Source organism: Pseudoalteromonas sp. Of7M-16, assembly GCF_022347805.1.
Classification (GTDB): Bacteria; Pseudomonadota; Gammaproteobacteria; order Enterobacterales; family Alteromonadaceae; genus Pseudoalteromonas; species Pseudoalteromonas luteoviolacea_F.
Window position 1 is genome coordinate 122,955 of sequence record NZ_JAKRFY010000011.1, and the last position, 24,918, is coordinate 147,872.

The following is a 24,918-nucleotide window of genomic DNA, read 5'->3' on the forward strand; positions in this document are numbered from 1 at the left end:
ACAACCAATTTAAAATAAAGTATTCTTTATGTAACTAGCACAAACCGCCATATATGATGGTGACATATAGAAATATTTTACTTTATTAAATGCTAACTCAGGTCGATAGACTGACCATTATGCTGTGAACAAGGTAGTCGGCTAATGAAATTTATTGATATTTTTGATACATGGAAACAATTGGGTGCATTAGAAAACACCTTGAGCGATGATCACCAACAAATAAGCTATCAAGATGCAATTCTACGTATCAATACTTATCGAAACTGGCTCTTAGATAACAAGTTAACCCCACCGATTGCATTTTGCTGCGATCAGTCAATTGAGCATTTAATGATGTTGATGGCCTTATTGAGCACCGACATAAATTTTGCTTTATTACCTGGCAATCACACTGAGTTTGATGGCGACGTATTTGGAGACCAATTACGTATGTCCGCCCACTATCACAGTGATTTAACACACATCACACTCAACAAACATGATAGGGGTAATACTACAACGATTGCGGGTGCGGTCTATTTTGTTACTTCAGGCAGTTTAGGCTCTCCAAAGGTAGTCGTGCATCAGAGAGAAAATTTGGTCGCCAACTCATTTAATGTGTTAGAGCGCCTGCCGCTTGACCATGAGAATCGCGTCCTTATTCCTGTTCCGATTCACCATATGTATGGTTTTGGTGCAGCCCTGTTACCTAGTTTGCTTGTTGGCGCTACAGTTCATATAACAAGCAACCTTAATATTATTAAATTTAAAACTGTCGAACATCACTTTGTTCCAAATGTTATTTACCTCACTCCCCATATGCTAGATGGCTTGCTCTATAAGCCAAATCACGATCTGGTCTATCAATTTATTGTCAGCGCCGGAGACTGTTTCGGCAATCATAAATATACTCGAGCCACGGCCAAATTTAAGCAGATTTTTAACCTTTATGGGTCTACCGAATTGGGAGTCATCGCAATTGGGGAAGTGCAAAAAGCCGGTCAAGAGATCAATGATGCGGTTGTTCCATTGAGCGCAGTAGAAGTCAAAATAGACAAGGGAAAACTCACTGTTAAGCATCCTTTTGGGTTTGACTATTATTTGCACCAACCAAAACAACAGTCACTCTTCACAACGGGAGATCTCGTCTCAATTTCAAAGCATAGTGGCTTTAGAGTTATCGGAAGAGACACATTTAGTGTAAATAGAGATGGCCGTTTACTTGCCTTTTCTGAACTGGAAACTCAAATCAAAAGACATCAAGACATAGAGGATGTCGTCCTAATAAAGGGCAAAGAAGATATAAAGGGGCATACTATTGTTGCAGTTGTTGGGTCAAGCACTCAGGCAGACCCCAAAGTTCTCCGCAAACAATTAGCTGATTATTTACCGCCCTACGCAATGCCTGCAAAGGTCATTGTCCTCCCGCAGCTGCCAAAGCTGAGCAGTGGAAAAATTAACCGAAAAGAAATAACAAAACTTTATGAGGGATCAGAAATATGATTGATGCATTAAAACAGCTTGTCGTAGAAAAACTCGATGTGAATCTCAGTTATGACGAATTCGACCACACAACCCCCCTTTTTGAAGATGGCTTGGCAATGGACTCTATTGTATTCACCGAGTTTGTCTTACTGTTAGAAAAAACCTTCAATGTTGAATTTGAGCATGACTCACTAACTTTCGAGAATTTTTACAATCTTGAAAAAGTGTCGCAGATCATCGCTAAGCACAGTGGCAAATAGCCATGTTGACTCTGACACTAAGTATAAGAAGCCAATATGGAAACTAAAAACGACGAAGCGCAGCTGCCTGTCAGTGATCTGAACCGCAAAGGCTTTATGACCACTTATCCGCCTAGTCGCTACTGGAAAGGCACATTTCAATCTGAAGCACTGGATAACGACAGACTAAATCTGTATATCCACATTCCTTTTTGTATTCAGCGATGCAGATACTGTTTTTTCAAAATTATAGAGTTGTCTGAGAGTAACCAGCAGGATATAGACAATTATGTCGACTACCTATGTAAAGAAATCGCGCTAGTATCGAAGCAATATGCATGGTCTAAACGTCCGGTCGATACGCTTTACTTTGGCGGGGGTACACCGAGTTTATTAAAAGCGCGTCATCTATCCCAGATCATGGATACCCTAAGCGCACATTACACAATGGCTTTATCTGAGTTTGTATTTGAGGTGGAGCCAATTACGTATAATAAAAAGAAGTCAGAAGAGCTCGCACAATTTGGTATTACGCGTCTTAGTTTTGGGATCCAGTCTTTTTGCGATGAAGTCGTCGCAAAGACAGGCCGAAAAGACACTGAAACGATGAACATAAAAGCCATTCAGCGGGCACTCGATACCGGTGTTATCGTCAATATTGACCTACTCAGTGGGTTGGAGGGGGAAACCGAACACAGCTGGCGATACAGTATTGACCGCGCGATTGCGCTCAATGTTCATTCGATCACTGTCTACAAAATGGAACTTTATCAAAATTCAAAATACTTTAGTGATCTACATAAAAACAGCATCATCCTACCAACGGATGACCAAGAAATGGCGTTTATGGATTATGCCATTGAGCAACTTCATGCTCATAGCTATCAAAATTCTACATTTTTTACTTTTACCAAAAATGGTGATTACCAACAAAAGCATTTACATCAGCGTTGGCAAGGTGAAGATACCTATGGATTTGGCGTTTCGGCCTTTTCGTCTTTACAAAGGGAATACATTCAAAACACTTCGAGGCTAGAGAAGTATAAAGCAACTATCGACCGAGATATGTTGCCCGTTGAGCGAGGTGCAAAGCTCACATCAATGGATTTGATAGCCAGAGACATAGTACTGGGCATGAAAACATCTCGCCTTGATTGCAAATGGCTCAAAGCAAAACACGGAGTTGATTTATTATCCCCAAACAATGTGATGCTACAAAAATTAATAGAGCAAAATTTTATTGCTGTACAAGAGAACACAATAAAAATGACAAACAAAGGTGTGTTTTATGGCGATTTTGTAGGTAAAGCGCTTAGTCGGCACTTTTTAGACTCATTCGCTTAATTGCCAAACCGTACACTACTCTATGGCGGTAGACACCTGACTTGGGTTCCCGTCGCCTTTATTACGAGTGTCTATTGAGGCGTATACATGATAGTTGACAGGTTCTTATACATTAAAAATTACCCCCTCAATGATTGTAAAAATCCACTAAATGAAACGGGTTTAACAAAATCTAATCGGACTCATCGTGGTGACACTCCAATAAAATAAGGAAAGTTCAACATGGTAAATAACTACCCAAACTTATTTGTCGTCGGCGCACCGCGCTCAGGCACAACAGCTATGTGCCTGTACTTAAAGCAACACCCGTCAATACATGTATCTATTTTGAAAGAACCCCACTACTTCGCAACAGATCTGATGGTGCAACCACATACAATCACTGAAACCAATGACTATCTAAAGTTATTCGTCAACTCACCTATCAATGCTGAAGGCTCGGTGTGGTATCTCACCAGTAAAGCTGCAGCGCACAATATTCACACACATTGTATAGACGCAAAAATCATTATTATGCTGCGCCGCCCGTGGGAGCAGATACAGTCGCTTCACTCGCTCTATTTACGCACTGGAAATGAAGATCAAGCTGATCTTGAGCGCGCTATATCACTTTGCCAAAATAGGCGAGAAGGAAAGTGTATTCCACCAGCGAGCTACTTTCACGACGGGCTGCAATATTTGAATAATGCCAGTTACTATCAACACGTCAAACGCTACATAGAAGTCTTTGGCAAAAATGTAAAAGTGATTTTATTTGATGATTTTATTCAAGATACGCACCGCATCATGGCCGAAACCTTTGACTTCATAGGCACAGTCCCCTTTGATGATATCGAGATTGACCAACAACAGGCCACACTCAAAATCCGCAATACTGTACTGCGTCAGCTCAAGCAATTACCTGAAAATATTCGCAACAAGCTACACCGCAACCACGTTCGTGTACACAAAACCGGGCAAGTCTCTTCGATGAGTAAATCTCTAAAGCAGTACCTCATGGACTACTATTACACCGATATTCAATCCACTGCGAATTTACTAGATCGAGATTTAATCAGCTTATGGTACGAGCGATAAATAAAGGACAGTCATGATTAATCTACACTATTTAACGCTACTCAAGAGATTGAAACATAGACACGAACACCTCAATGGCGAAGCCGTTGAAACCAAATTTCTTCATTTGCTCTCCTTAAAAATGCCCGATGTTGGGTTTGATCAGCTCCCTTACAACCCGCAGTGGCCGCAGTGGTTTGCGCATGAAAGACGGTGTTTAGTTGAGCAAAGTAATACACTAAAGTTGGCAGAAATTCAGCATATAGGCAGCACTTCAATCCCGAGTATGTGTTCAAAAAATATCATCGACATTGCTGCTAAAACCCCCTATGAACCCGATGACATTCACGTACAGTCTGCGCTAGCACAATTGGGTTATACATTTTATGGCAGAAGCCCAATTCATACGCAATGTAGTTGGTACTGGAAAGTCGAGTCTCGTAAATGTTATGTATTACACCTCGCCCATCACGCTCTCCCCTGCTTTAGCGAAGCCATCCTTTTTCGTAATTATCTTAATTCAAACAAAAAGCAAATCGCTAAATATCAAAAGTTCAAAGATCACGCTTTTGCATCAAGTTCTGACATGCTGTCATACTCTGTACGCAAAATTGACATTTACTGCGACATACTAAACGATGCAAAACGCTGGTTAGCAACGGCTAAACCATGAATGTAAGTCAATTGATGGGTCATAGGGTGGGGCTTTTCTCGTTCAAAAAAACAGTGTCACTTCTTCAGTTTGTGATGAAGTGACACTGATGTATTGCCATTAAGGTTTATTTTTGTATGGTCTTGTTAGGCCATGTTACCTAGCATTAAAGCTTTTTCCATGCACCACTTTTTCCAGGTTCATCACCTTTAGTCCACCACAGTGCCTGATAACGTGCACACAGGTTAGACGCATCGCAATGATTTACCTCTTCACCAGCGTTGTATGCCACGTTTACATGCCATGGAAACTCAGCTTGGCTAATCAATTTCCAAGCATCAGCAAAACGCGTCGGCTCAACACCAGATACCCAATATTTGGCTTCCCAAACAAGAGTTTGCTTCACTTCTTGGTCAAAGTGACTGACGCGGTCACCGGTATTGTAAATTGCAGATGCATCATACGCAGGGTGCCCACCAGTCCCTTTTGGCGTCACAGTCACCGTCACAGTATCCGTGTAGTTGTCCACTCCATTGTCAGAAACACTTAGCTGGAACACCAATTGTTCAGCCTGAGTTACTTGAGGAGCTGCAAAGGTTGCCTTATTGGTATCACCGCCTACCAATACAACCGTGCTACCTGACACTTGAGTCCAAGCATAAGTAAGTGCATCACCATCCGCATCGGATGTCGCACTACCATCTAATAATACGTTTGCAGTGCCTGATTCAACTTGCTGATCTGCACCGGCATTCACTACAGGTGGTGTATTTACAACACCATCGCGCACCGTAACAACGACTTCATCACTTGTACTACCGCCTTTGCCGTCATTGGCTGTAAAGCGCAATGTAATTGTGGCTTCACCAATTACATCAGGCGCAACAAATTCTACGTTTAGTGCGCTTGTTACACCAAGCGTCACCGCAGGGCCTGACACTTGTTGCCATTGATAGGTCAACGCGTCATTGTCCGCATCACTGGCTGTTGCAGATAACTTGACAACGGACCCGGACAATACACTTTGATCCGCACCGGCGTTGACCACAGGCGCTCGGTTTGAGCCGTCAACCAGTGGGTGTCCAAGAGATTCATGCATCCAGTTTAAGATGTCGCCGTTATCGGTATCAATTTCCCAACCAAACATACCTGCAAGGCCTTCTTGGAATACAAGTTCGCCTTTCGCTTTTATCGATCTTTGATCATCGTAAGAGATCAAATCCCCCGTGCTTGGACGGTAAATATAAGGTGCCTGCGCAACTGTATCGTAGTGGTACTCCCAATCGGGGTGTTTTGCCCACTGCGCAATGTTTGCATACATTAACGTGCCCGGCTCAAGTTTAAATGCATCCGCTGGTGCAGATGGTCCAGTTGCAGTGCCCTGCATATGGTGTGTACCAGGCGTATGCTCAACACCCGTCCAGCCTCGGCCATACATTGCAATACCCGCGATCAGTTTATTACCCGGTACTCCTTGCGCCTTGAGCAGATCAATACCTGTTTTTAGATTGTATTGTGTTGTACGTACATCAGAAGGTTTGAAATCAGAAGGATAAACCGCGGTTTGGTGACCTAGACCTTCTAAGTCCCAAGCGCCAAAATAGTCATAGGACATCATAAGAATATAGTCCATATACTTAATCGCTTCGCCGTAGTTGACCTTTTCTAATTTATCAAAACCGACATTGATGGCAGATGTTAGCTCGTATTTTCGACCTGTACGTGCTTCCTCTTCATCTAGCATTGCGCGAAGCTCTTTCATCAGTTTGATATAAGTTGCGCCATCACTTGGTGAACCTAGGTTAGGGTTTGCCGCCGCAACGCCTGGGAATTCCCAGTCGATGTCAATGCCATCCCAAAATTGCCATGTTCTCAAAAATTTACGACATGACTCAACAAACGTTTTTCGCTTGGCATCATCGGCCATAAAGTAGAAAGGATCAGATAAAGTCCATCCGCCAATAGATGGAATGATCTTAAGGTCGGGATAGCGTTGCTTCAATGCCATCATCTGACCATAGTTACCCTTGATAGCATCTTGATTCACTTGGTCACCAACAGGCTTCATATAAGCAGCCCAAGGATCTGGTGGCGCAAGTTCGAAGTCATTTAATCCAGCGGCAACACGTTGAAACGTATTGTAGCCAGTTGGGTTCTCTTTTTGAAAAGACTCATTAGGACCTGTGATAGCGACAAAACCATAAAAAATATGGGTTAAATTTTCCGCCGGAATATTATCGATGTAGTAGTCCATTCCCTCTACACGATACACGGACCATTCCGCCGCATACGCTGCGACAACTTTACCCGTTGTGTTGACGTATGATCGGTTTGTCATTTCAATCGGAAAACGAGGATCATTTACCTTCATTGGCAGTGGATCTAAATGGCTCCCTGCTGTATCAGCAACAACGAGCACTTTGTTATTAGTGCTGTCACTACATCCGTCCAGATTACACAGCTGCACGGTTAAATTAAATTTACCGCCTTTTGTAAATGTTAATGTTTCTACACCCGATTGCGAGCTGCCTACCTCAGTCAAAACTCTACTATGTACTACTTGCCCATCAAGTAAAATCTTAACTGTTTCGCCAGCTTCCCCAGTCCACTTTGACCAAGGCACAGAAACATCAACACTTGGCGCGACGACGACATCTTTATATGCCAGTGAATCTGTAATTGTTACTAAACTATGTTTTTCGACCATCCACTCTACTTTTGGTGCGCCAGGTACCGCAGCAAAAGCAGGAAGAGAAGCCATAAAGCCAGAGAGAAGCAATGCTTGCTTCACTCTGCTTAATACCCTGTTGTGTGATTTTTTCATTTTATTTCCTTCTACATGTTTTTCTTGTTTTACAGGTTATTATTTGCCTGCCTTTTTAAATTTCAGAGGGCCTTTATTACCACCTGAAAAATACTCTCCTATTAGATATTGCCCGTCATCAGACAAAGTTAAGGTATGGACACCTTCAGTTGTCCAGCCTGGGATCTGTTGTGTTACTTGGACCTTAACCGTAATGGTATCTTGCTCTCTCTTGCCAGCGCCATGTTCAACAAAAGGTATGCCTTTGAATTCAAGGTAATGTGCAGTAAAGATTTCACTACCCTGTTGCGACACTATCAAATGACCATTGGCAAAATTACTGTTGTTTACGTCATGCCATAATCCTGCAATACGCCTCTCGGCAGCTTGCTCCTTGACATTGGCCACATCAGAGACAGCGCTGTCATCAGCGTGAACAAGAAAAGAACAATGAAGTGTCAAAAATAAGATGATTGGACGAAAAGAAATACGCATGAGCTCATGTCTCTCTGAATTTAATTAACAAAACAAAAATACTGTTAACACCAATGTACCGAATATAACGCAAAACACAACCCACTTTAGGGACTAAAAAGTAATCACCGCAGTTCAATCTCTTTTTCTTTGCATGCACCCATACTTATAAATTTCCCTACCAAGTTGAAATTCAAGCTTATAAAAATTGAACAAAGTTAATTTCCTCAAAAACAAATAGTAAAAATAATTGACTAAATAACATTCAATGCCACGCCTTGACGACATTAAAAAACGTAGATACTTATACGTCCTTGGAAGTCTTGCAATTTTTCCAAACCGTCTAGATAAGCAATCATGCAAAGTAATTCTTGCTACGTGAACTAAAATTCAAATCATCACGGTCATCTGTCGATACTTCAAAGTTTTTTCTAAACATATAGGAAACGATATGGCACAGAACACCTATACCCCAGAAAAAGTGTGGCAATGGGAAGCTGGAAATGGCGGTAAATTTGCAAATATCAATAGGCCTACAGCTGGTCACCGTTTTGACCAACCACTGCCAACAGGTAAACACCCTTTGCAATTGTATTCATTGGCAACCCCAAATGGAGTTAAAGTCACTATTCTATTAGAAGAGTTGCTTGAAAAAGGGCTCAATGGAGCAGAATATGATGCATTTCTCATTGATATCATGGAGGGTGAACAATTTTCTTCCGGGTTTACAGATGTTAATCCGAACTCAAAAATCCCCGCTTTGGTCGATACCACACACCAACCTGCAATAAATGTGTTTGAATCAGGTTCAATCTTACTTTATCTAGCAGAAAAGTTCTCTGAGTTTATCCCTGACAAACTTGTAGATCGAACAAAGTGCCTTAACTGGCTATTTTGGCAAATGGGTTCAGCACCTATTTTGGGGGGTGGATTTGGCCATTTTTACGCGTATGCACCAGAAAAATTTCAGTACCCAATAGACCGTTACACCATGGAAGTAAAAAGACAGTTGGACGTATTAAATATTCATTTGCAGAATAATCGCTACCTGTGTGGCGATAACTACACCATAGCAGATATGGCTATATGGCCTTGGTATGGGGTACTTGTAGAAGGAGGTCTATATGAAGCCGCTGAATTTTTAGACGTGCAGGCATATCCAAACGTGATCCGTTGGGCTAAACAAATCTCCGCAAGACCTGCTGTAAAAAAAGGGCGAATGGTAAATCGCACGTGGGGGGAAGAGCACGAGCAGCTTCATGAGCGCCATGACAGCCAAGATTTTGAATCAAAGTCCCAAGATATACACACAGCTAAGTAACAAGGTTACTGCGTTAGCCTCATTTGAATGAGGCTTCCCGCTCGCTGTTAACCCTGCTTAGACATATATTCACTCATCCTTTCTTGCAGTTCCAATTCACTTAAATCTTCAATATGCGTAGCGATCGTCCATATATGGCCAAATGGATCTTCAAGTGTTCCCGCTCTATCGCCATAAAATTGATTCTCTACCGCTCTGAGTTCTTTTGCTCCCATAGCCAAAGCTTGAGAAAATACCATATCCACGTCTTCAACATAGTGCATTAAAGTAACGGGCGTACCGCCAAGTTGATTGGGCCCTTTAAAATGCATGTCGGGACATTCATCACTGATCATGAGGTGAGAATTACCTATTTTAAGCTCTGCATGGGCAACACCACCATCTGGCATATTCATTTGTAATACCAACTCGGCTGCAAATACCTTTTGATAAAATTGAATTGCCTGTGTAGCACCCTGCACAATAAGATATGGTGTTAAAGCGTGATAGCCTTCGGGAATTGCGTTCACGGCCATTGTAGTGTCTCTCAGTTGCTAGTTAGTCTGAATAAAATTAGTCTATTTATTGCAAAGCACAAACGACTGTGACCACAAAAACCAAGTTTTACCAATCTGAATATCCGCTTTTCTTCGTGAAAAAAAACGCTAAACTATGCGTTTTTATCGCCGTTAGGGGTCATTATGCAGCGCAAAAAATTAGTCAACCAACTTACTGAATTACTCAAGCCCTTCCAGATAAATGACTTTTGTCCAAATGGGTTACAAGTCGAGGGTAAAGACAACATCACAAAAGTAATTACCGGTGTCACCGCTAGCCAAGCGTTGATTGATGTCGCGATAGAAAAGAACGCCGACGCCATTTTGGTACATCACGGATATTTTTGGAAAGGCGAAGAGCAATCAATTACAGGCATGAAAAAACGCCGAATCCAAAGCCTCTTAGCGCATGACATCAATCTTCTTGCTTATCATTTACCCCTTGATGTGCACCCAGAGCTTGGAAACAATGCACAGCTCGGAAAATTGTTAGACCTAGAAATTGAACGCCCATTAGAGCCGTGGAACAAAAACAGTGTTGCAGTTAAAGGAAAACTCAAAAACCCGATGACGGTAGATGAATTCGCGAAACTAATAGAAGATAAGTTGGATCGAAAGCCGCTCGTTAATCAAGCTGGCGACCATCTCATTAAAACCATTGCTTGGTGCACAGGTGGCGGCCAAAGCTTCATCGACTTAGCAGCGAGTCAAGGTATCGATGCCTACCTGACCGGCGAAGCATCAGAACAAACAATTCACAGCTCCAATGAGCAAGGGATCCACTTTTTTGCAGCTGGACACCACGCCACAGAGCGTTACGGGGTGAAAGCCCTGGGTGAATACTTAGCCGACAAATACGACCTAGATGTAGAATTTGTCGATATCAATAACCCGGTATAAATATAACATGGCTAAAAAGCACTCCACCTCCGTGCCAACGGACCGCAATTTTTGCGATATTGCCGGAAAATTTAAAAATAACATTTACGGCACGAGTAAAGGCAAGATCCGAGAAGCGGTTCTAAAACGAGACTTGAATGAATTACTGAGCGAACACTTCGACAATAAACCACTCAGGATCTTAGATGTTGGGGGTGGACAAGGGCAACTGTCGCTATATTTAGCTGAACTCGGCCATAAGGTTATTTTACTTGATATCTCTGCGCAAATGTTGGCCATTGCCAAAGAGCGCGCCGAAGCACGGGAAATTTCATCACTGTCGTTTATCAATGCACCGCTGCAACAGCTCACAGAATTAGAGCTTGGGCAGTTTGATCTTGTACTTTGCCATGCCGTACTAGAGTGGGTTGTGGACCAAAAGGCGGCTTTGACAATCCTTAATAATTGCTTAAAGCCAGATGGTGTTTTGTCCTTGATGTACTTTAACAAATCAGCACAACGGTTGGCCAATATGGTCTACGGTAATTTTGATTATGTATCAAACGGTCTTCAAGTGAAACAGAAAGTGGGCCTGAGCCCAAACCAACCCCTTGAAAGTGAACATGTAGACAGTTGGCTCGCCGAACTATGTTTATGCACTTTAAGCAAGACAGGCGTTCGCTGTTTTCACGACTATTTACGTGAACTTAATAAAGCAGATGAGCAATTCGAAGAACTACTGGCACTTGAACTTAAATACAACAGAGCGGAGCCATATGCCTCGATTGGCAGGTACACCCACTTGCTCTTGAAGCAGGACCGATAGAAGGTAAAAGAAAGCGGCCTTAACACAAAATACCCACCACGGTATCAATGTTAAGGCCAAGACATTTGCTGTAAGAGAGCAGCCATTCAACGTTGACATAGTTGCATGAATTTGTCCCTTGAATCCCTTTGAATTAAATTGAAAAGCATTAAAATCATAAACTTAAATTTTTAAATTAAATTTTTTCATCACTAAAGTGCAGCAATATATAATCGTATAACTGCCGTTTTTTTGTAGCAACTCCCTGCCCGCCCGCTGACAAAATGACTTCTTTTTGTTTTTCTGAATCAACCCATGTGTAAACGTAAAATGGCGTCTGATCACCTGTTGAGCGCATCGCTCTAAGCAGCTTTAATCCAGCCAAGGGTTCTCCATCACGTCCCATATCAGAGATCACGACGGTATACTCGTACATACTTAACAGTAACAATGCTTCTTGGGTTGATGTGGTGTTGTAAACACCTATTTTTTGCTGCAAAAAATAACCTTGCTCTTTGACATTATTTTTGGGGTTGTCGTCTACCCACAAAATACGTCCTTTCGCATCTGTCGGTTCGCTGACTTTGAAGCCTGCATTTTGTTGATGTATAACTGACTGGTTTATCACTAACCAAATACATGCTGAGCACATCAGTAAAGTGACACCTATCCAAAACTTCAAATGTGCCCCATCTGAACTATGCTCTGCTCTGAGTAACTCTAGTTGAATCCTGGTATCTTCAGAAGCATATTCGAAGCTGACTACTATCTCAGGGTTGAATTTATACCCTTGGCCTCGAACAGTGATAATTAAATCTTGATCCACGCCAAGGCGCCGCAACAAACTGCGAGTATCGGAGATTAAGCGCGGCAGTGACCAAGGTGAAACCACTGAATCAGGCCACAAGTGAGCGACAAGCTCATCCTGAGCGCAAATTTTAGGCCGAGTATCAATTAAATAAACTAACAACTTAAAAGTGCGCTCTTCCAGAGCAACACTTTTACCATCCACTTTAAGGCTTTGGCTCCTAATGTTTAAAGCTGCATTAGAAAATTGATATTCCATATCACTATGATTTCCATTTAATTAACTAATAACCAAAAGAATTCATAGACTATACCAAAGTCTTCAACAGAGCTAGCCTTTATCGCTAGTAATAATGTCTAATAGAACAATGATATAAGCGAATATTGTCCAGATTGAGGCCTGCGTTCATCCCTCTAAATTGAAATTCACTGAATACAAACGATTACTCATATCTGTGGTCAAGGTGAGGACGTTACCGACAAACATCAATGAGCAATTGTTCAGCTATTGCCGATATAACATCTGGGTCTTTTTGCGCCTGAGAGAATGTTCTTAGGCCATAAATACCGACAATTAAACTTTGCGCACGTTGTTCAGGTAAACGCGCACCACTGAGATCCCCCTCTTCACCAGCTTGGACAAAAACCTCTCGCATAACGCTTTGCCACATAACGCACTGTTGACTGAGTACAGCTTGCGCTTGCTCATCTGTCTGCGCAATCTCATTGATGGCTTTTTGACTTAGACAAGATTGGGTCGGGTCACCGCTTACGCACTCAGCCACAATATTACCTAGATAAGCACTTAACCCACTTTTTGCATCTTTTTCATTGCTAAAGATGGCCTGCAGTTCAATATTTCGATCTAAATTATATTGCTCTAACGCCGCGAGCAGGAGCCCCTTTTTATTTTCAAAAGCACAGTATATTGATCCTGGGTGTAGACCTGTCGCTTGCTTCAAATCTTGCATGCTGGTCTTGTTAAACCCTTTTTCCATAAACGCATTCATGGCAGCTCTTAATACGGCTTCTCGGTTGAACTCTGCACTTCTCATAGGCTACTCGGGTAAATCATTTAGGTATATCTTAAACAAATTTGAACAAATGTTCAAAATAGCTCTTGAATGATCATTCAAATAAGGCTATCTTGAACAAACATTCAAATAAAGAGAACAACCCATGACAGATATTCTATTTCAACCTTATCAACTGAATTCCGCTATTTCACTGCAAAACCGAGTACTTATGGCACCACTTACACGATGCATGGCGGATGACGATCTTGTGCCCACTGAAGAAATGGCCACGTATTATGCTCGACGTGCAGACACAGGTTTAATCATTTCAGAAGCCACCATCATTCGCCCTGACGCTCAGGGTTACCCAAATACTCCAGGTTTATTCACTGACGAGCAAATCGCTGGTTGGAGAAAAGTGACAGATGCAGTACACCAAAAAGGAGGCAAGATTTTTGCTCAGCTGTGGCATACAGGTCGAGTAGCACACCCTTTCTTTTTCTCTGGTGAAAATGTCATCGCTCCCAGTGCAGAAGCTGTCGAAGGGACCGTACCTCGCATGCGTGAATTGACTTACATCACACCGACTCCGGCGACGGTGGCACAAATTGAAGAGCTCATCCATGACTATGCTCAAGCAGCCTCAAACGCAATGGAAGCTGGTTTTGATGGTGTCGAGATCCACGGTGCGAATGGCTATCTCATAGATCAATTTTTACATCATGACAGCAACAAGCGAGTCGACCAATATGGTGAGACACCTGAAAATATGAGCCGATTTGCACTAGAAGTCGTTGATGCCATAGCGGACCAAATTGGTTCCCATCGTACGGCTTTGCGTCTATCACCTGGTGCCTATTTTAATATGCAATCAGATCCGCGTGATAAGGACGTATTTGACTACCTATTACCTGAATTGGAAAAACGTGATTTGGCATTTCTGCACATCGGTATTTTCGATGATCAAATGACTTTCGACCACCTCGGAGGTAGAGCATCTGATTATGTAAGAAGTCGATACAACAGCACACTGGTCGGCGTTGGTGGATTTACACCACACACCGGTGCAGAAGCGATCCAAGCCGACCGTTTTGACTTACTGGCAATTGGTAGACCGCTCATTGCCAACCCCGATTATATTGAAAGAGTTAAAAATCACCAGCCACTGGTAGAGTACAGTGAAGAAATGCTCGCTTCACTTGTATAAATCTAGCCTCTGTTAGGGTTATCACTTCACAACTGGTAGCCCTTGGCTTTGCCACCCTAGCATATCCCCTTCCAAGTGTAACAATTTGAAACCCTGCTCAAGCAAAGCACGTTCGAAGATATTTGCCCTGCGACCAGAGCGGCAATACACAACTAACGTTTCACTCTTGAGTTTTGCGAGCAAAAATGACTGTGCAGCTATCTGATCGTAAGGGATATTAAGCGCACCTTTTAAATGACCACTTGCAAACTCCTCAGGCGTGCGAACATCTATGATGGTATGAGGCTTTGCTGACATTTGGTTAATTAAAAGATCTTTAGCACTGACTAACTTAGTATCCGAAAAGGACAAGGGGCTAAACAATATTGATATAACTATCATTAGCTTATATAAATTCAAAGAGCTCTTAAAGCGTCTTACATGCAACATATCACAACCCTCAAACTGAACATGCACTATTGGTAAATTATAGTCAAAATTAAATTACCCAAAACCAAAATAGTGTGTTTTTAGTAGATACAATTGATAATTTTTCTATTTGTTTTTTTACCGCAAAAAAACAAATAACATATTGATATTAATAACTTTAAAATATCAACTTTGAATTAATTTGTGTCTACTAGCCTTTAGTCTAATACCAGAATTTTAAATAGCGACTATTACTTACTGCACGCGTATTTGGGCAATTGGTTAGACAAATTTGATTTTATATTTTTAAATTTGAGTTATTAGTCTAAAATTAACATTGCTCATTGCGCTTTGAGTGACCATCGCAGTGGACTTGTGCCTATATTACATACAAAATGATGAGAATTTGTCTTTTATATTAAACAAATTAGTTATTATTTCGTCACAATAGGCATGAACAATAGCGTTAGTTTTAACCCCTTGCTGAACGCTTATAGGCTTCAGTGAATTTGTGGCTTAGTTGTGCAGTTGTTTTGCCACTTTATGTTCGGAACAGCATATTATGGAAAATCAAAAAATAGCAGTAGTAACAGGCGCTTTAGGTGGTATAGGTACTGCAATTACCCAAAAGCTCGTAGAAAATAATTACTTTGTTATTGCCGTGGCAAGCCCAAGACGTACCGAAGCAGACTTCGATACTTGGTGCAACCAATCAAATATTAACCCTAAGTTTGTTACTCCATTATTTTTGGACGTAACCGATGCCCAAGCGTGCAACAACAGCCTTGAGTCTATCATCGATAAACACGGTAAGGTTGATGTACTAGTTAATAACGCTGGTATTACCCGAGATTCATCGTTCAAGAAAATGAACGTACAGCAATGGCATGAAGTCATTGATACAAACCTAAATTCAATGTTTAACATGACCCAACCGTTGTTTGCACACATGTGTGGCAATAAGTCAGGTCGTATTATCAACATCTCTAGCGTAAATGGTCAAAAAGGACAATTTGGTCAGGCAAACTACGCTGCAGCTAAAGCAGGGATGATAGGTTTTAGTAAGTCGCTCGCATATGAAGGTGCAAGAGCAGGTGTTACTGTAAATGTTGTTGCACCCGGGTACACAGAAACCCCTATGGTCGCGAAAATGCGCGAAGACGTACTTGAAAGCATCAAAGCTCAAGTCCCTATGCAGCGACTTGCCACACCATTAGAAGTAGCTGAAACAGTAAGCTTTTTAGCCTCTGAAGGCGCAGCTTACATTACAGGTGAAACGCTGGCCCTCAATGGCGGCCTGTATATGAACTAGAAACTCAACGATACCATTTAGAAAAGGTAACTTTTCTGTAGTAGGTGGATATTGCATTTAATTTAACGGATTATCTCTCAATAGGAAGCAAGCCATGTACAACGACTTTTTTAAATCAATCACTGAGCAAAGCGAGAAGTTCTTCTCTCCAGCAATTCAGTTCAATCAATTAGTTGCTAAAAATATTGAGCAACTGGCTAAAATTCAACTTGATGCAGCTCATTCATTCACTGAAACATCAGTTGAACAACTTAAAACTGCAGCGGAAGTAAAAGACGTTAAGTCTTTCATCGATTTCAATGCAAGCCAACTAAGTGCAGTCAATAAGTTGAGCCAACAGCTGATCGAAGATGGACAAAAATTGACTCAACTAGGTCAAGAGTTTAAAGACAATTTAGAAACTATTTCTAAAGAAACTGTTAAAGCTGCAAAAGTCTAATACACTGTCGGCCTGTGTGAGATAAAGCTTGCTCAGGCCGCTCTGTCAAACTTTAGAGCTAACACCATTGACAAGTCTGTTTGTAATACCTCTTGAGTAAGCGTGCTCTAGCTACGAAAACGCCATGAATATACACCAGCTCTAACTCAAGTTTTCATGCAGTTTGTCAGGTAAATGCAGCGCCTTTTGCAGCAATGACTCGTCTGTCACACCTCCTACTAGGAAGCATAAAATGGATACCGACAATAAAGATTTTACTCAGACCATGAGCGCTTGGTGGCAGTATAATCAAGATCTTTACAGTATATTCTCACAAAATTTGTTCAATAATAGTCCCGTTCAAAAAGCGCTTAATGAACAAAGTGCGGAAGATTTTGGCGAATGGGCCAAAGAAATTACAAAGCAACCAGAGATATTTGCAAAACAACAATTAAACTGGTGGCAGGAACAATTAAAAATTGTTCAGCAAACATGGGAGCAAAGCCTGAACGCTTCAAGCGAAGAAGTTATCTCGACTGAGCGTGGCGACAAGAGATTTCTTGCTGACGAATGGCAAGATAACCCGTGGTTTAGCTACATAAAACAAAGTTATTTACTTTTTGGACAGTCATTACTTGATTCAATTCGTCAAACGCCAGGACTGGATGAAAAACTAAAAGAACGTCTCGAATTCTTTGCCAGGCAGGTTATTAACTCTATTTCTCCAAGTAACTTCATCACCACAAATCCAGAGTTATTAAAACTAACCATCGAGTCCGAAGGACAAAACCTAATTAACGGTCTTGAACTGTTCAAAAAAGATATGGCAAAAAGTGGCGACATGCTTAGGATCAGCATGACCAATGAGAATGCCTATGAACTAGGGAAAGATCTTGCTACCACACCGGGTAGAGTCGTCTTCCAAAACCACTTGTTTGAATTGATACAATATTCCGCTACGACAAAACAAGTACATAAAACCCCGCTTTTATTTGTCCCTCCTTACGTAAACAAATACTACATCTTGGACTTAAAAGAAGAAAACTCTTACGTCAAATGGGCCGTGGACAATGGTCATACAGTTTTCATGATCTCTTGGAAAAACCCAGATCCGAGTATGGCTGAAATTGGCTTTGAAGATTATGTCGTTGACGGTGTCATTACTGCCTTAGATGAGATAGAAAAGCAAACAGGTGAAGCATATGTGAATGCCATCGGTTATTGTATTGCCGGTGCACTAGTCGCAACCGCCATGGCGTATTTCACATCTAAGCGCATGAAGCAGAAAATAAAAAGTGCCACGCTGCTAACAACGTTACTGGATTTCTCTCAGCCTGGTGAACTTGGTGTTTTTGTCAATGAAGGTACTATCTCGGCACTCGAGGCGTACAATCTTCAAAACGGTGTTATGCACGGACACCTACTCGGCGTGTCGTTCAGTATGCTCAGGGAAAACAGCCTTTACTGGAATTACTACGTCAATAATTACCTTAAAGGTCAACCTCCTATGGATTTAGACCTCCTGTATTGGAACGGCGATAGCACAAACCTTACAGCAAAATGCCATAACTTTATGCTGCGTGACCTGTACTTGGAAAACCGCTTAATCGCCAATAAAGAAGTAGATATCAGAGGGACTAAAATTGATTTAACAAAGGTCAAACAACCTATCTATGCACTGTCTACCCGTGACGATCATATTGCGCTTTGGCAAGCGACCTTTAAAGGCTTCCAATATACCAGCTCAAAAACGACCTTTGTCCTTGGTGAATCTGGTCATATTGCGGGTGTGATCAACCCTCCTAAAGCCAATAAATATGGATTTTGGTCAGGTCCGGCTCTGCAGGGTGAAGCAAATGCATGGCTTGAAAAAGCTGAGCATACAAAAGGCTCATGGTGGGGGCATTGGGGTAAGTGGATAACTCAATTCACTGATGAAAAAGTACCCGCTCGGGCAGTAAAAACCAAAGCCAATCCTGGCATTTATGACGCCCCTGGGGAATACGTTAAAGCCAGATTATAGTATCAAAAAAGCGAGTAAAGCTTTGTGCCCTTTACTCGCTCATTATTTTTTTAGTGGTAGATAATAAAGAGCAGCTAGATGCACTTGCTGTTTTGTAATATCAGGGAAGTTACGCCTTATACCATAGGCATGATAAAGGGGCTCCAATATCTTGCTCCCGGCTAGATTGTCTAGCTGCCTCAAAAAATGCAAAGCACTGCCTTTTTTGCCCGCGCTCGCATTTTTTCGGCAACACATTTGATAGCGAGCAATAAGCCCTACCAAGCTGTGCTTTACACCTTCCTCTTGTAATTTTAATTCAGCTTCAATGAAAAAAGCGACACCGCTCCAATAAACACGCTGATATGCTTTTAACCGCCACATATTTTCAGATACCGAGGACAAAGTACCGGTAAATGTGCGCGTTGCTCTTTCACCTCGGGCAAGCCCCGCGCTGATACGTTGCACAAACTCTTCTGACGAGATGATACCACTTCTAAGCATTACCCCATTTTGTAAATAGGTCGCCAGCCCTTCCGCAAGCCACATATCCCGGTAAGCTAATAAAGGGTGATATAAATGAGCGAGTTCATGGTATAGCGTCCAATCTTCCTTTAAAGCCCATAATGACGCTTTGGTGTTGACATGAAGTGTGATGCTATCAATATTCCCCCGGGATATCTCGCCCCAGGGAACGGGTTCATTCGCATACTCAATAGCATGAATATAAACGGGTACAGTCGGTTGCTCTAATTTCCCAAGGACCAAGGTAGTTTTTTCAAGCCCGTGGTGCAACCAATTGTTCACTTTTTCAGATTCTAAAGACGTGTGGGGAGCACTGTGCCATACAGCGTCAATGTTATTGCTGCATGCAGGAAAACAACAGCCCATAAAACACGTAAATCCGACAATACAACGGCCTATAAGCCCCATAGTTTCTCATGCTATAAACTTGGATCCCAATTAGGATTATAGCGCTAGCTGCAGCCCTGTGTAGGATGCTTCAGTGTGAGAACCTTTTTTAATGGTAAAATGTTTGCCACCGAAGCGCACTCTGCCACGTTTTCGCTCAATAATTTTCTCAGCTAAACTTTTGTCGTCAACTAAGTCGACAAATTGTTTACGAGCTCTGTGTATTTGGATATTGATGTGGCTTTCACTAATGCCTAGATCTTTAGACAATTGAGATACACTCACCCAACCTCTTTCACTTTCTTCTTCTACAGCAGCCTCATCACGGGCCTTATAACGAGCTAGTAACGCAGTCAGATAATGATGTGTTCTGACGTCAAAATCTAATGCTGCGCCGTTATGATTCACTTTTAATTCTGTTATTTCTTCGTCTAGACTAATATCAAATACAAATTCAAGATTTGACTGGTGCGCTTTATCAATAGGCATGGTAGCTTCTTGAGAAGCTGCTTCAACTTGAAATAGGTACCATAGTTCATTTGCAACACACAGGTTATCACTGTCAGTTAGCGCAACTATTCTGCCACTTTCAAGGTGTTCGTAACACCAGCATAGTTTTTCATTATCATAAAAAACCACTAACTCAGGGTCTGCTTCAGAGGGAAGGAAGTGGTACTTTTCGAGCGGAATAACTTCATCAGGTTGATCATTACACGACGGGATCAGCAAATCTTTTGGCGGTGAAATTGAGTCTACGATAAAGGTCTGAGGGTGCATTTCAGAAAAAGTGATCTCATCATCAACTTTCAAGTGTATCGCTTGATTGTAAGCAATTCTCTGTCCGTTCAGCCATACACCATTTTTACTGAGGTCTCGCAACTCCCAATCCTGTCCATTGTGTTCAATGACTGCATGAATACGTGAAATCTCAACACCACTGACTTGCGTATCTACAGAGTATGTTAGCCTACCAAAGCGATGAAACGCCTTTAAGTAGATCACATCTGTACAGTCCTTTACTTTAAGCTTTGCCATGGATCCGCCTTATTTCTCTTTTTGGTACTATCTTGAACTAGGTATGTAGCGTAATACTTGCCGCAAGCTACCTTTTACACATTTTAACGCTTAAGCCCAACTAAATAAATTACGCCTTATTACACCTGCAAAAAATTGCAAAATGCTTGTGTCTACTTTACTCCGTGTCGATAACCTGATTCTGGTAATCTCCATCAAAATTGCCTAAAGTTATCAATGGCTCCCTTCAAATAAACTATGACACAAACTATGTTGCGTCCCATAACTATATCACTTGTATTGATACTCATCACTCATCTCATTAGCTTCCCAGCCACCGCTGATGCACCTATCAAGCCACGTGTTACAATTTTAGTAGACGATAGCTACCCCCCGTACTCATACGAAAGCAACGGATATCTATATGGCATCTATATCGAGCAAGTTAGACTAGCTGCGAGGCAATTATCTGAACACTATCAGGTAACACTTGAAGCAATTCCATGGAAACGGGGGGTGGCAGCAATGGAGAATGGCGAAGCCTTTGCTTTACTTCCCCCATATATCCACAAAGACAAAAGGCCCTATATTTGGCCTTACTCAGTATCTTTAGGCGCAGAAGACGTTGTGGCATTTTGCAACCCAGGCATTACGTTGAACAATATTTTGCAACGATCGCCTCAGCTACCTCCGATCAATATAGGTATTAATTCGGGTTTTTTGATTTTAGATAAGGAGCTGAATTCGGCGAAAAGGCAAGGCTTGATTAAAATTTGGGAAAATAAAGATACGCTAACCAATATTAAAAAGCTCTCGAAGTTTCGCTTAGACTGCTACGTCAACGACAGATTATCAACATTGATGGGATTTGAATCGGTAAAAAGAGAGATTCAAACACTGGATATGAAGCAGTTTAAAGAAGATCGCATAGTTCTAAGCCGAACCGCACACATTGGCTACACCAAAGACAATGGCGACAAGTTTCCATTCAAATATGACTTTATACAAAAAATGGATGAAGCTTTACTCACAGTTCAAGCGAAAATGAATGAATAAGCTACACGACGCATAATTAGCTTTTAATTCAGAACTGGTGATACACCTAAAAGTAAATGTATCACCGCGCTACCTATTTTTAAAAGCAATGCTGCGAATGCTATCGCATCCAAACTTTGATTTCTGCCAATCCATTTGATTGCAACAATTGTAATTGAGACTCTACGTTTTGACTCTGCTCGAACTCAAATGCGTCTAGCTCATCATCGAACACGACTGACGCAGCGCCATCTCCACCACTGCGCTTAACTTGATGCAATGCAATATCGGCCAAATTAACCGATGCTTCCCAACCAATTACATGCCCTCCTAGCATTTGCAAAGGATAGAAAGACCAACCAACAGAAACAGTCATTTTTGTAGACTTGCCGTTTGGTAAAGTAAAATCAAACTCGCCAATTGCTTTACATAGCTCTTTTACATACTCATCGACATCGGAGCATTGAAAATCTCTTAGTAGAAGCAAAAACTCGTCACCACTCCAACGCGCCACGTAGTCTGACCCCTGGGTGCGTGTATTGAGTAATGTCGCAAGCTGCTGGAGACAACTGTCCCCACCGATAGGGCCGTTTGCATCATTTACCTTGCTAAACTTGTCGATATTCAAAATCATTAAAACAAGGCTTTTCCCCTGCTCTCTCAATGAGTGAGCATTGCGCTGATAGTGTTCAATATCCTTGGGTAACTGATCGAATAAAAAGCGCCTGCTTTTGAGCCCTGTTAGTTCATCAGAGTGACTTACCAATTTCAGTTGCGTATTTACTTTATTTAGCTTTTCATTGGCTTTTCTCAACTCGGTCGTCCGCTCTGTTACCAGTTCTTCTAGCGCAGCCTGTTTACGCCGCTCTTGCGCTCTAAATACCCAGAAAACGAGATAAAATAAGAAAATAAAGCCACAAGTAATTATCAGCCTGAAAAATACAGTTTCGTCAAAACGGCGTGGGAGTGTCAATTTAACTGACTTTGAATGGGCCTCTTGCCAATCTTCACCTCGGCGCTTCACTTCCAACTTAAAGGTAAATTCACCCGGTGGTAAATTGGTATATATGGCCTCTCTTCGTGCCAACGCATCGCGCCATTGATCGTCATGTCCCTCGAGTTTGTATCTAAATTCAATACTTTGGGGCGCATAAAAATCAATTGCCGTATAGCGGATGGTCAAATCCCGTTCATTTGTATCAAGCACTATACTCTCAACAATTTTATTGGGTGTCAGTTCTCGTGTTGGGGTTGTGATCCCTTCAAAACGGGGCTGTAACTCACTATCACTGAACAACTTAACACTTTTAGGGATCCTCACCACCCCTTGCAAACTTGGATATAAAAGAACATCATCCACCTCAACAACTGAGTCATGACCAAGGCCTGTACAACATTGACTTGGCATGCCATCTAATTGACGATCAAAAGGATTTATCACCTGCTCTACTTTGAGGTTGTCTATTTCACGGGTAAATTGCTCTATCGACATGCGATAGACCCCTTTCATTGAACTAACCCAAATAAAGTTTTGCTCTTTGTCGTAATGCAATGACAGAATCGGTCCATATGGTAGACCGTGAGATGCGTCTAATTGGAACCAATCACCTGAACTGGTGCGATAATACAACCCGTCATAAAACGTACCGACCAGCGTAGTGTAATTTTCAACGTGTAATATACTCGTCACATAGGCAGATTCTAAAGAAGTTTGACCGCCGATCTTTTCAATTCCACGTTCATTGTATTTGTAAGCACCTTTATCAGTGCCAATAAACCCATAGCGAGGAAAGTCGACAATATAGGTGACAAACTGACTACCTAAAAAAGCATTATAGGTAAATGGCGTTAAACCATTGTAATCTAATCGATATAAGCCTCGCCCTGTACCGATCCAAAGCCCCCCTTGGTTAGACGGGCTAATCGTAAATACTTGCGTTTGACGAAATTCTCGATTTGGAATAGCCAATAAGCGGCCATCATCATAAATAACAACCCCTCGTCCAGTCCCTAAGTAAAGGCGGTCGTCAAGAAACTCCATATCGTGTACTTCAACACCCTTTAACTGGGCAGGCGTAATAATAGGCTGGTAGTTATCATCCTGATCCAGCATGCCAACCCCTTCACGGGTCGCGACCCAGACATTTCCTCTTGGACCCATTGTCATTGCCGAAATAGCTTGCTTGCCCCGCAAACCCGCTTGAAATCTTTCCACTCGACCTGAATGTGCAAGCCACAAACCTTCGTTTATGCTTGCAAGCCATACATTGTTGCTTTTATCAATGAACAAGTCGGTAAACCAAATCCCCTGATCAAGTTGTACGAGATCGACAGACTGCCACTCTCCACCACTTTCTTTATAAAGCAAACGACCATATGTAGAGACCCAGAGACCACCTTGCTCATCGCTTAAAAACTTATAAACTGCGCTGTTGCCAATTTCGTCAAAGCGACGCAAGACTTCATCAAAATCCAAGAAAAATGCGCCAAGTTGAGAAGCCAAAAATAGCTTGCCATCAACCCAAGCTAGGTCGTGAATGTTGGTTTGAGCCAGTTGTCTAGGCAGTGAGATTTTACTGGATAACTCCAGTCTCATACCGTTTGAGCCCACAAACTGCGCTTCTCCTATACGTAATAAGTGGCGCTCGTTGACCACCCAGATACCATCTGGAGATGGCGCCATTTTAGTTACAGCACCGACAATTTGACTGATATGTGTAAGTGATAATTTACTATCGTCTAAGTTGTTTTTATCCAACATTAAACGCTTAGCTGAGATGTAATACAGACCATTTGCCGCAACCCAGATGTTGCCGCTATTATCTTCAATGATGTCTTTTACATCCGCTTGTATTTTAAATTGCTGCGCTTTCATCGTCTGCGGATCGATACGCAACACGCCTCGTCGAGTACCTACCCACAGCATACCAAAGCGATCAACAACAAGCTTGTTGATTGCATTACTGACTAAAAAATTGGTGTTTTGAGTGTTAAAGTTTACAAACTGGTGCCCATCAAATCGGCTCAGTCCAAATTGTGTCCCGAGCCAGATATAGCCTTGCTGATCTTGCACCACACTTTTAATACTCTGTGATGGTAAATCATTTTGCATATTCCACTGTTTAACAACGTAATCGTTGATAGCCGCATTTACGTGAAACACAGCCGTCAAAATTAACAGTAGAAAAAACTTGTGCATAGATTCCCTCTT

General features: G+C 41.8%; 22 protein-coding genes. 13 read left to right on the forward strand and 9 right to left on the reverse strand.

What is annotated here, in order from left to right; translation table 11 throughout:
- Positions 1–144: 144 nt before the first annotated feature.
- From MHN81_RS13305 to MHN81_RS13325, 5 genes are all read left to right on the forward strand, one after another.
- The gene (locus MHN81_RS13305; protein WP_239425944.1) at positions 145–1,485 is read left to right on the forward strand and encodes an AMP-binding protein; all 1,341 of its coding nucleotides are present in this window, start codon (positions 145–147) and stop codon (positions 1,483–1,485) included.
- A complete protein-coding gene (locus tag MHN81_RS13310) occupies positions 1,482–1,727 on the forward strand; it encodes a phosphopantetheine-binding protein (RefSeq protein ID WP_023398547.1) in 246 nt (81 codons plus the stop codon). The genes MHN81_RS13305 and MHN81_RS13310 overlap by 4 nt, the downstream gene beginning before the upstream one ends.
- A 36-nt stretch (positions 1,728–1,763) precedes the next feature.
- Positions 1,764–3,050: a coproporphyrinogen-III oxidase family protein gene (locus MHN81_RS13315; RefSeq protein WP_239425945.1), complete on the forward strand. Its 1,287-nt coding sequence runs from the start codon at positions 1,764–1,766 to the stop codon at positions 3,048–3,050.
- Positions 3,051–3,272: 222 nt separating this feature from the next.
- Positions 3,273–4,127: a sulfotransferase gene (locus MHN81_RS13320; RefSeq protein ID WP_023398545.1), complete on the forward strand. Its 855-nt coding sequence runs from the start codon at positions 3,273–3,275 to the stop codon at positions 4,125–4,127.
- Positions 4,128–4,140: 13 nt separating this feature from the next.
- The gene (locus tag MHN81_RS13325; protein ID WP_239425946.1) at positions 4,141–4,779 is read left to right on the forward strand and encodes a GrpB family protein; all 639 of its coding nucleotides are present in this window, start codon (positions 4,141–4,143) and stop codon (positions 4,777–4,779) included.
- 145 nt (positions 4,780–4,924) lie between these two features.
- Here MHN81_RS13325 and MHN81_RS13330 read toward each other — a convergent pair whose 3' ends face one another.
- Together MHN81_RS13330 and MHN81_RS13335 are read right to left on the reverse strand one after the other, a co-directional pair.
- Positions 4,925–7,582: a glycosyl hydrolase family 18 protein gene (locus tag MHN81_RS13330; RefSeq protein ID WP_239425947.1), complete on the reverse strand. Its 2,658-nt coding sequence runs from the start codon at positions 7,580–7,582 to the stop codon at positions 4,925–4,927.
- A 39-nt stretch (positions 7,583–7,621) separates the two neighbouring features.
- The gene (locus MHN81_RS13335) at positions 7,622–8,056 is read right to left on the reverse strand and encodes a hypothetical protein (RefSeq protein WP_023398542.1); all 435 of its coding nucleotides are present in this window, start codon (positions 8,054–8,056) and stop codon (positions 7,622–7,624) included.
- A 430-nt stretch (positions 8,057–8,486) separates the two neighbouring features.
- Between MHN81_RS13335 and yghU the strand changes: the two genes are divergently transcribed.
- Entirely contained in the window at positions 8,487–9,356 is an 870-nt protein-coding gene (gene yghU, locus MHN81_RS13340) for a glutathione-dependent disulfide-bond oxidoreductase (RefSeq protein ID WP_239425948.1), read from the forward strand.
- 47 nt (positions 9,357–9,403) lie between these two features.
- On the opposite strand, the gene MHN81_RS13345 is transcribed toward yghU, so the two are convergent.
- The gene (locus MHN81_RS13345) at positions 9,404–9,871 is read right to left on the reverse strand and encodes a VOC family protein (RefSeq protein ID WP_023398540.1); all 468 of its coding nucleotides are present in this window, start codon (positions 9,869–9,871) and stop codon (positions 9,404–9,406) included.
- Between the two features lie 165 nt (positions 9,872–10,036).
- Here MHN81_RS13345 and MHN81_RS13350 point away from each other — a divergent pair, with 165 nt between their 5' ends.
- The gene (locus MHN81_RS13350; RefSeq protein ID WP_023398539.1) at positions 10,037–10,792 is read left to right on the forward strand and encodes a Nif3-like dinuclear metal center hexameric protein; all 756 of its coding nucleotides are present in this window, start codon (positions 10,037–10,039) and stop codon (positions 10,790–10,792) included.
- Positions 10,793–10,799: 7 nt separating this feature from the next.
- Positions 10,800–11,597: a methyltransferase domain-containing protein gene (locus tag MHN81_RS13355; RefSeq protein WP_239425949.1), complete on the forward strand. Its 798-nt coding sequence runs from the start codon at positions 10,800–10,802 to the stop codon at positions 11,595–11,597.
- 175 nt (positions 11,598–11,772) lie between these two features.
- On the opposite strand, the gene MHN81_RS13360 is transcribed toward MHN81_RS13355, so the two are convergent.
- Entirely contained in the window at positions 11,773–12,642 is an 870-nt protein-coding gene (locus tag MHN81_RS13360; protein ID WP_239425950.1) for a winged helix-turn-helix domain-containing protein, read from the reverse strand.
- Positions 12,643–12,856: 214 nt separating this feature from the next.
- Complete coding sequence (locus MHN81_RS13365; protein WP_239425951.1) at positions 12,857–13,438, reverse strand: TetR/AcrR family transcriptional regulator; 582 nt, start codon at positions 13,436–13,438, stop codon at positions 12,857–12,859.
- A gap of 124 nt (positions 13,439–13,562) precedes the next feature.
- Here MHN81_RS13365 and MHN81_RS13370 point away from each other — a divergent pair, with 124 nt between their 5' ends.
- Positions 13,563–14,606 (forward strand): alkene reductase, encoded by a 1,044-nt coding sequence (locus tag MHN81_RS13370; RefSeq protein ID WP_023398535.1) that lies wholly within the window; start codon positions 13,563–13,565, stop codon positions 14,604–14,606.
- Positions 14,607–14,627: 21 nt separating this feature from the next.
- Here the strand turns inward: MHN81_RS13370 and MHN81_RS13375 are convergent, their stop codons facing one another.
- Entirely contained in the window at positions 14,628–15,035 is a 408-nt protein-coding gene (locus tag MHN81_RS13375) for a rhodanese-like domain-containing protein (RefSeq protein WP_239425952.1), read from the reverse strand.
- Between the two features lie 541 nt (positions 15,036–15,576).
- Here MHN81_RS13375 and MHN81_RS13380 point away from each other — a divergent pair.
- The 3 genes from MHN81_RS13380 to phaC all read left to right on the forward strand — a co-directional run bounded on the left by MHN81_RS13380 (position 15,577) and on the right by phaC (position 18,767).
- Positions 15,577–16,326 (forward strand): SDR family oxidoreductase, encoded by a 750-nt coding sequence (locus MHN81_RS13380; RefSeq protein WP_023398533.1) that lies wholly within the window; start codon positions 15,577–15,579, stop codon positions 16,324–16,326.
- Positions 16,327–16,420: 94 nt separating this feature from the next.
- The gene (locus tag MHN81_RS13385) at positions 16,421–16,765 is read left to right on the forward strand and encodes a phasin family protein (protein WP_023398532.1); all 345 of its coding nucleotides are present in this window, start codon (positions 16,421–16,423) and stop codon (positions 16,763–16,765) included.
- 232 nt (positions 16,766–16,997) lie between these two features.
- Positions 16,998–18,767, forward strand: a complete 1,770-nt coding sequence (gene phaC / locus MHN81_RS13390) for a class I poly(R)-hydroxyalkanoic acid synthase (RefSeq protein WP_023398531.1) — start codon at positions 16,998–17,000, stop codon at positions 18,765–18,767.
- A gap of 42 nt (positions 18,768–18,809) precedes the next feature.
- On the opposite strand, the gene MHN81_RS13395 is transcribed toward phaC, so the two are convergent.
- Together MHN81_RS13395 and MHN81_RS13400 are read right to left on the reverse strand one after the other, a co-directional pair.
- A complete protein-coding gene (locus tag MHN81_RS13395; RefSeq protein WP_239425953.1) occupies positions 18,810–19,679 on the reverse strand; it encodes a hypothetical protein in 870 nt (289 codons plus the stop codon).
- A gap of 36 nt (positions 19,680–19,715) precedes the next feature.
- A complete protein-coding gene (locus MHN81_RS13400; protein WP_023398529.1) occupies positions 19,716–20,693 on the reverse strand; it encodes an FHA domain-containing protein in 978 nt (325 codons plus the stop codon).
- 249 nt (positions 20,694–20,942) lie between these two features.
- Between MHN81_RS13400 and MHN81_RS13405 the strand changes: the two genes are divergently transcribed.
- Positions 20,943–21,728 (forward strand): transporter substrate-binding domain-containing protein, encoded by a 786-nt coding sequence (locus tag MHN81_RS13405; RefSeq protein WP_023398528.1) that lies wholly within the window; start codon positions 20,943–20,945, stop codon positions 21,726–21,728.
- Positions 21,729–21,828: 100 nt separating this feature from the next.
- On the opposite strand, the gene MHN81_RS13410 is transcribed toward MHN81_RS13405, so the two are convergent.
- The gene (locus MHN81_RS13410) at positions 21,829–24,906 is read right to left on the reverse strand and encodes a ligand-binding sensor domain-containing diguanylate cyclase (protein ID WP_023398527.1); all 3,078 of its coding nucleotides are present in this window, start codon (positions 24,904–24,906) and stop codon (positions 21,829–21,831) included.
- Positions 24,907–24,918: the final 12 nt, after the last annotated feature.

Coding starts and splice junctions, on each gene's coding strand:
- MHN81_RS13305 (WP_239425944.1), top strand. CDS start 145: ATGAAATTTATTGATATTTTTGATACATGGAAACAATTGGGTGCATTA.
- MHN81_RS13310 (WP_023398547.1), top strand. CDS start 1,482: ATGATTGATGCATTAAAACAGCTTGTCGTAGAAAAACTCGATGTGAAT.
- MHN81_RS13315 (WP_239425945.1), top strand. CDS start 1,764: ATGGAAACTAAAAACGACGAAGCGCAGCTGCCTGTCAGTGATCTGAAC.
- MHN81_RS13320 (WP_023398545.1), top strand. CDS start 3,273: ATGGTAAATAACTACCCAAACTTATTTGTCGTCGGCGCACCGCGCTCA.
- MHN81_RS13325 (WP_239425946.1), top strand. CDS start 4,141: ATGATTAATCTACACTATTTAACGCTACTCAAGAGATTGAAACATAGA.
- MHN81_RS13330 (WP_239425947.1), bottom strand. CDS start 7,582: ATGAAAAAATCACACAACAGGGTATTAAGCAGAGTGAAGCAAGCATTG.
- MHN81_RS13335 (WP_023398542.1), bottom strand. CDS start 8,056: ATGCGTATTTCTTTTCGTCCAATCATCTTATTTTTGACACTTCATTGT.
- yghU (WP_239425948.1), top strand. CDS start 8,487: ATGGCACAGAACACCTATACCCCAGAAAAAGTGTGGCAATGGGAAGCT.
- MHN81_RS13345 (WP_023398540.1), bottom strand. CDS start 9,871: ATGGCCGTGAACGCAATTCCCGAAGGCTATCACGCTTTAACACCATAT.
- MHN81_RS13350 (WP_023398539.1), top strand. CDS start 10,037: ATGCAGCGCAAAAAATTAGTCAACCAACTTACTGAATTACTCAAGCCC.
- MHN81_RS13355 (WP_239425949.1), top strand. CDS start 10,800: ATGGCTAAAAAGCACTCCACCTCCGTGCCAACGGACCGCAATTTTTGC.
- MHN81_RS13360 (WP_239425950.1), bottom strand. CDS start 12,642: ATGGAATATCAATTTTCTAATGCAGCTTTAAACATTAGGAGCCAAAGC.
- MHN81_RS13365 (WP_239425951.1), bottom strand. CDS start 13,438: ATGAGAAGTGCAGAGTTCAACCGAGAAGCCGTATTAAGAGCTGCCATG.
- MHN81_RS13370 (WP_023398535.1), top strand. CDS start 13,563: ATGACAGATATTCTATTTCAACCTTATCAACTGAATTCCGCTATTTCA.
- MHN81_RS13375 (WP_239425952.1), bottom strand. CDS start 15,035: ATGTTGCATGTAAGACGCTTTAAGAGCTCTTTGAATTTATATAAGCTA.
- MHN81_RS13380 (WP_023398533.1), top strand. CDS start 15,577: ATGGAAAATCAAAAAATAGCAGTAGTAACAGGCGCTTTAGGTGGTATA.
- MHN81_RS13385 (WP_023398532.1), top strand. CDS start 16,421: ATGTACAACGACTTTTTTAAATCAATCACTGAGCAAAGCGAGAAGTTC.
- phaC (WP_023398531.1), top strand. CDS start 16,998: ATGGATACCGACAATAAAGATTTTACTCAGACCATGAGCGCTTGGTGG.
- MHN81_RS13395 (WP_239425953.1), bottom strand. CDS start 19,679: ATGGGGCTTATAGGCCGTTGTATTGTCGGATTTACGTGTTTTATGGGC.
- MHN81_RS13400 (WP_023398529.1), bottom strand. CDS start 20,693: ATGGCAAAGCTTAAAGTAAAGGACTGTACAGATGTGATCTACTTAAAG.
- MHN81_RS13405 (WP_023398528.1), top strand. CDS start 20,943: ATGTTGCGTCCCATAACTATATCACTTGTATTGATACTCATCACTCAT.
- MHN81_RS13410 (WP_023398527.1), bottom strand. CDS start 24,906: ATGCACAAGTTTTTTCTACTGTTAATTTTGACGGCTGTGTTTCACGTA.